At 70.8% G+C, this 5,207-nt stretch carries 5 protein-coding genes; 1 reads left to right on the forward strand and 4 read right to left on the reverse strand.

Annotated features, from left to right (window positions below; translation table 11 throughout):
* Positions 1-81: 81 nt before the first annotated feature.
* The 4 genes from sufB to FNQ90_RS11925 form a co-directional block, all read right to left on the reverse strand.
* The gene (gene sufB / locus FNQ90_RS11910; protein WP_143616763.1) at positions 82-1,503 is read right to left on the reverse strand and encodes a Fe-S cluster assembly protein SufB; all 1,422 of its coding nucleotides are present in this window, start codon (positions 1,501-1,503) and stop codon (positions 82-84) included.
* On the reverse strand, positions 1,500-2,396 hold the full coding sequence (locus FNQ90_RS11915) for a helix-turn-helix transcriptional regulator (RefSeq protein ID WP_407699347.1): 897 nt from the start codon (positions 2,394-2,396) through the stop codon (positions 1,500-1,502). The genes sufB and FNQ90_RS11915 overlap by 4 nt, the downstream gene beginning before the upstream one ends.
* 242 nt (positions 2,397-2,638) lie before the next feature.
* Positions 2,639-3,640 (reverse strand): LacI family DNA-binding transcriptional regulator, encoded by a 1,002-nt coding sequence (locus tag FNQ90_RS11920; protein WP_182606351.1) that lies wholly within the window; start codon positions 3,638-3,640, stop codon positions 2,639-2,641.
* A complete protein-coding gene (locus FNQ90_RS11925) occupies positions 3,631-4,689 on the reverse strand; it encodes an aldose epimerase family protein (RefSeq protein ID WP_182606352.1) in 1,059 nt (352 codons plus the stop codon). The genes FNQ90_RS11920 and FNQ90_RS11925 overlap by 10 nt, the downstream gene beginning before the upstream one ends.
* 119 nt (positions 4,690-4,808) lie before the next feature.
* Here FNQ90_RS11925 and FNQ90_RS11930 point away from each other — a divergent pair.
* Positions 4,809-5,207 (forward strand): NAD-dependent epimerase/dehydratase family protein (locus FNQ90_RS11930; protein WP_182606353.1); only part of this gene is annotated, 399 nt, incomplete at its 3' end.

The following is a 5,207-nucleotide window of genomic DNA, read 5'->3' on the forward strand; positions in this document are numbered from 1 at the left end:
GGGCCGGACGGAGGGCGGCCCGACGGGGGCCGGTCACCCTCGCGGATGACCGCCCCCGTTCGGGCCGGGAGCCGGACGGCGTCAGCCGACCGCGCCCTCCATCTGCAGCTCGATCAGGCGGTTGAGCTCCAGGGCGTACTCCATCGGCAGCTCCTTGGCGATCGGCTCGACGAAGCCGCGCACGATCATGGCCATCGCCTCGTCCTCGGACATGCCCCGGCTCATCAGGTAGAAGAGCTGGTCGTCGCTGACCTTCGAGACGGTCGCCTCGTGGCCCATCGTGACGTCGTCCTCGCGGACATCCACGTAGGGGTAGGTGTCGGAGCGGGAGACGGTGTCCACCAGGAGCGCGTCGCACAGCACGCTGGACTTCGAGCCCTCCGCGCCCTCGGCGATCTCGATCAGGCCCCGGTAGGAGGTCCGGCCGCCGCCGCGGGCCACCGACTTGGAGACGATGTTGGAGGAGGTGCGGGGCGCCATGTGAACCATCTTCGCGCCGGCGTCCTGGTGCTGACCCTCGCCGGCGAAGGCCACCGAGAGGGTCTCGCCCTTGGCGTGCTCGCCCATCAGGTAGACGGCCGGGTACTTCATGGTGACCTTGGAGCCGATGTTGCCGTCGACCCACTCCATGGTGGCGCCCTCGTAGGCCACCGCCCGCTTGGTCACCAGGTTGTAGACGTTGTTCGACCAGTTCTGGATCGTCGTGTAGCGGCAGCGGCCGCCCTTCTTGACGATGATCTCCACGACCGCCGAGTGCAGCGAGTCGGACTGGTAGATCGGGGCGGTGCAGCCCTCGACGTAGTGGACGTAGGCGTCCTCGTCCACGATGATCAGGGTCCGCTCGAACTGGCCCATGTTCTCGGTGTTGATCCGGAAGTAGGCCTGCAGAGGGATGTCCACGTGGACACCCTTGGGCACGTAGATGAAGGAGCCACCGGACCACACCGCGGTGTTCAGCGCGGCGAACTTGTTGTCGCCGGTCGGGATGACGGTCCCGAAGTGCTCGCGGAAGATCTCCGGGTGCTCCCGCAGGGCGGTGTCGGTGTCCAGGAAGAGGACGCCCTGCTTCTCCAGGTCCTCGCGGATCTGGTGGTAGACCACCTCGGACTCGTACTGGGCGGCCACGCCGGCGACGAGGCGCTGCTTCTCGGCCTCCGGGATGCCCAGCTTGTCGTAGGTGTTCTTGATGTCCTCGGGCAGGTCCTCCCAGGAGGTGGCCTGCTTCTCGGTGGAGCGGACGAAGTACTTGATGTTCTCGAAGTCGATGCCGCTGAGGTCGGAGCCCCAGTTGGGCATGGGCTTCTTCCCGAACAGCTTCAGCGCCTTCAGGCGCAGGTTGAGCATCCACTCCGGCTCGGACTTCTTCGCCGAGATGTCGCGGACGACCTCCTCGGAGAGGCCGCGCCGAGCGGAAGCACCTGCCGTGTCGGAGTCGGCCCAGCCGTACTCGTAGGTGCCCAGACCCTCCAGTTCGGGGTGGGCGGTCTCCGTGGGGAGCGTCATGCGGGGTTCCTCCCGGCAGTACGTGGTGATGCGGTCTTCGCGGTGGTGTTCGATGCGGCTCCCGGGGCGCCGGGGGCGGCCCCGGTGGGTCTCCCGCCGCGGGACGGGGGCCGGGACGCGTGCCGGTGGTGGGCGCGCGTCCGGTCCCCGGGCGTGGTGGACGGCACGAACGTGGTGCAGACCCCGTCGCCGTGGGCGATGGTGGCCAGACGCTGCACGTGGGTGCCGAGCAGGCGGGAGAAGACCTCGGTCTCCGCCTCGCACAGCTGCGGAAAGCGCTCGGCGGCGTGGGCCACCGGGCAGTGGTGCTGGCACAGCTGCTCCCCGCCCGGCGCGGGGGCCGAACGGGCGGCGGCGGCGAAGCCGTCCCGGCTGAGCGCGGCGGCGAGGGCGGCGGTGCGACGGTGCGGTTCGGCCCGCTCGACCTCGGCGCGGTAGCGCTCGGCGAGCGCGTCGGCCCGGGCCCGGGCGAAGGCCAGCACGGCGGCCTCGCCCAGCTCCCCGCCCCCCGCGCCGCGGGCGATCCACCGCAGCGCGTCGACGGCCAGCTGGTCGTAGGCCTGCTCGAAGGACTCCCGGCCCTCGTCGGTCAGCGCGAAGACCTTCGCGGGCCGTCCCCTGCCCCGCGCACCGTGGACCCGGCGCTCGCGCGCCTCCACGATCCGGTCGGCGGTGAGGGCGTCGAGGTGCCGCCGGACGGCGGCCTGGGTCAGACCCAGGCGCTCGGCCAGCTCGGCGGCGCTGGAGGGGCCGTGGTCGAGTATGGAACGGGCCACCCTGCCGCGGGTGCCGTGCTGCTCCTCGGAGGCGGGCAGGCCGGGGTGCGGAGGCGCGGTGGTCGCGTCGACCGACCGGCTTCCCTCCCGCTGGGCATGCTCGCTCCGGTTTTTCACAACACCATTGTTGCGTAATTCGCCGGCGCCGGGCAAGCCGGCCTCCGGCGCGCCGGGATGCCGTACGTCACGTAAGGCATGCCTAACCGAAGGGGATTCGGGAGGGGCGCGCGTCCCCGCCTCCGGCCGAGGGGGCGGGACGAACCGACGACCACGGATGCCCGCCCACCGTCACCCGACGGTGGGGCGGGGGCGTGCCCCCGGGCGGTCGTGGTTCGTCGGCCGGGGGACCGGGGCGCGGGTCAGGCTCCGGTGTCGGCCACCCCGGGCGCCGCCGCGGTGGACTCGCGCACCACCAGATCGGTGGCCAGGGTGGCCTGTGCGGCGGTGCGACCGTCCTCGTCCACGGCCTGGAGCAACAGGTCGACGGCGGTGCGTCCGGCCGCGGGGGTGGGCATGACGATGGTGGTGAGCTTGGGACGGTTGAGTCGCCCGGCGACCGTGTCGTCGACACCGACGACACTCATGTCGGCCGGCACCTCCGTGCCGAGTTCGCCCAGTCCTTCGATGAGCCCGATGGCGACCAGGTCGTTGTAGGCGATCACGGCGGTGACACCGCTGTCGCGGACCGCCGTCGCCGCGGCGATGCCGCCGCGTTCGGTGGGCGCGTTCGGCCCGATGACGGTCAGTCGGAGGTCGGCGCGCTCGGCGGCCACCGCGGCGGCGCGCTTCATCTGCTCGCTGCTCCACGAGCCGCGCGGCCCGGAGAGGAGGCCGAGTCGACGGTGGCCGAGTCCGGCGAGGTGCTCGACCGCCAACTCGGTGCCGTGACCGATGTCCATCAGCACCGCGGACAGCCCCTTGACCCGGCGGTTGACCACGACGAAGGGCAGTTCCAGGCCCAGTCGCTCGATGGCCTGGTTGGTCAGTCGGGGGGCGACCAGCACCACGCCGTCCACCTGCTTGGCGAGGGTGCGGATCAGTTCCTCCTCGGCCTGGGGGTCCTCATCGGTGTCGGCGACGAAGACGTGGTACTCGCGCTCCCGGGCGTAGGCCTGGGCCGCCTTGATGAGCGGCGGGAAGAAGGGGTTGGCGATGTCGGAGACGATCAGCCCGAGGTTGTGCGTGCGTCCGGTGGTCAGCGCCCGGGCGGCCCGATTGGGCCGGTACCCCAGTTCGGCGGCGACGGCCATCACCCGTTCCCGGGTGGGGGTACTGACCAGGTTGGGAGCGGAGAAGGTGCGCGAGACGGTGGAGACGTGCACCCCCGTGGCCCGCGCTACGTCACGAATCGTTACGGCCACTGTGGTGCCGCCTCCCCCGTCGGCCGACCCGCCGTGAAGCGGTAGACCGTGGTCGATGTGTACTCCTCGCCCGGGCGCAGGACGGTGGAGGGGAAGTCCGGCCGGTTGGGCGAGTCGGGGAAGTGCTGGGTCTCCAGGCACAGCCCGCTGCCCCTGCCGTACTCGGCATCGGCCAGCATGTTCCCCGAGTAGAACTGCACTCCGGGTTCGGTGGTCGAGACCAGCATGATACGGCCGGAGGACGGCTCCGTGACCCGGGCCACCGGTACCGGGACGTCGTCCACCGCGGGGGCGCGGAAGACGTAGCAGTGGTCGTAGCCGCCGGCGAGCTTCAACTGCGGGTGATCGTCGGCGATGCGTTCGCCGATCCGGTGGGGTTCGGTGAAGTCGAAGGGGGTGTCGGCCACCGGTTCGGGCTTCCCGTCCGGGATGAACTCCTCGTCCACCGGCAGGAACCGGTCGGCGTCCAGGGTGAGTTCGTGGTCGTCCACGGTCCCGGCTCCGGCGAGGTTGAAGTAGCTGTGGTTGGTGAGGTTGACGTGTGTCGGCGCGTCGGTCACCGCGTGGTAGTCGATGCGCAGTTCGCCGCCGTCGGTGCCGGGTACCAGGGTGTAGGTCACCCGGGCCCTCAGCTCGCCGGGGTAGCCCATCTCGCCGTCGGGGCTGATGTGCTCCAGCACGATCCGCGACTCGTCGACCTCCAGCGTCTCCCAGACCCGCTTGTCGAAGCCCAGCGGACCGCCGTGCAGACCGTTGCGCCCGTGGTTGCGGGGCAGTTCGTGGTCCCGACCGTCCAGGGTGAAGCGGGCCCGGGCGATGCGGTTGCCGTACCGCCCCACGACGGCGCCGAAGTAACGGCTGCGCGTGACGTAGTCCTCCATGGAGTCCAGACCGATGACGACCCCGCCCTCGTCCCCGCGGGCGTCGGGTACGCGCAGCGATTGGATGACGCACCCGTAGGTGAGCACCGCGGCGGTGATGCCGTGGGCCCGCAGGGTGTGTCGTCGGACCGGGGTGCCGTCGGGGGTACGGCCGAAGTCATCTCTCACGCGACTCACCGTAACCTGCAAACGGTTGTAAAGAATACCCGCAGGAAGTCTTGACGTTTCTCCTTTGTTACGCCACGGTTCTGCAACCGCTTGTTATGTGGATGGGAGAACCGGGACCAATGAAGGTGCTCGTGACCGGCAGTGCCGGCCGATTCGGACGCAGCGTGGTCGCCGCGTTGGCGTCCCGTGGCCACGAGGTCATCGGGGTGGACCTGACGCCGGGCCCCCGGGGGGCGTGCGCGGCGGTGCTCCCCGCGGACGTCACCGACACGGGCGAGGCCTTCGAGGTGGTCGCCCGGTACCGGCCGGAGGCGATCGTCCACCTGGCCGCCATCGCCACGCCCTTCGGCCGCACCGATGCCGTGACCTACCGGGTGAACACCTCCGCGGCTTTCAATGTATGCCAGGCGGCGGTCCGGCTGGGAGTCCCCCGGGTCATCGTCGCCAGCAGCCCCACGGTGATGGGATACGGCGCTCCCGGTGGGTGGGTCCCCGAGTACCTGCCCCTGGACGAGGCC

It is taken from the genome of Streptomyces alkaliphilus, assembly GCF_014141535.1.
GTDB classification, from domain to species: domain Bacteria; phylum Actinomycetota; class Actinomycetes; order Streptomycetales; family Streptomycetaceae; genus Streptomyces; species Streptomyces alkaliphilus.

Bases quoted from the DNA above. Each gene is read 5' to 3' on its own strand.
- sufB (WP_143616763.1), bottom strand. From the start codon at position 1,503: ATGACGCTCCCCACGGAGACCGCCCACCCCGAACTGGAGGGTCTGGGC.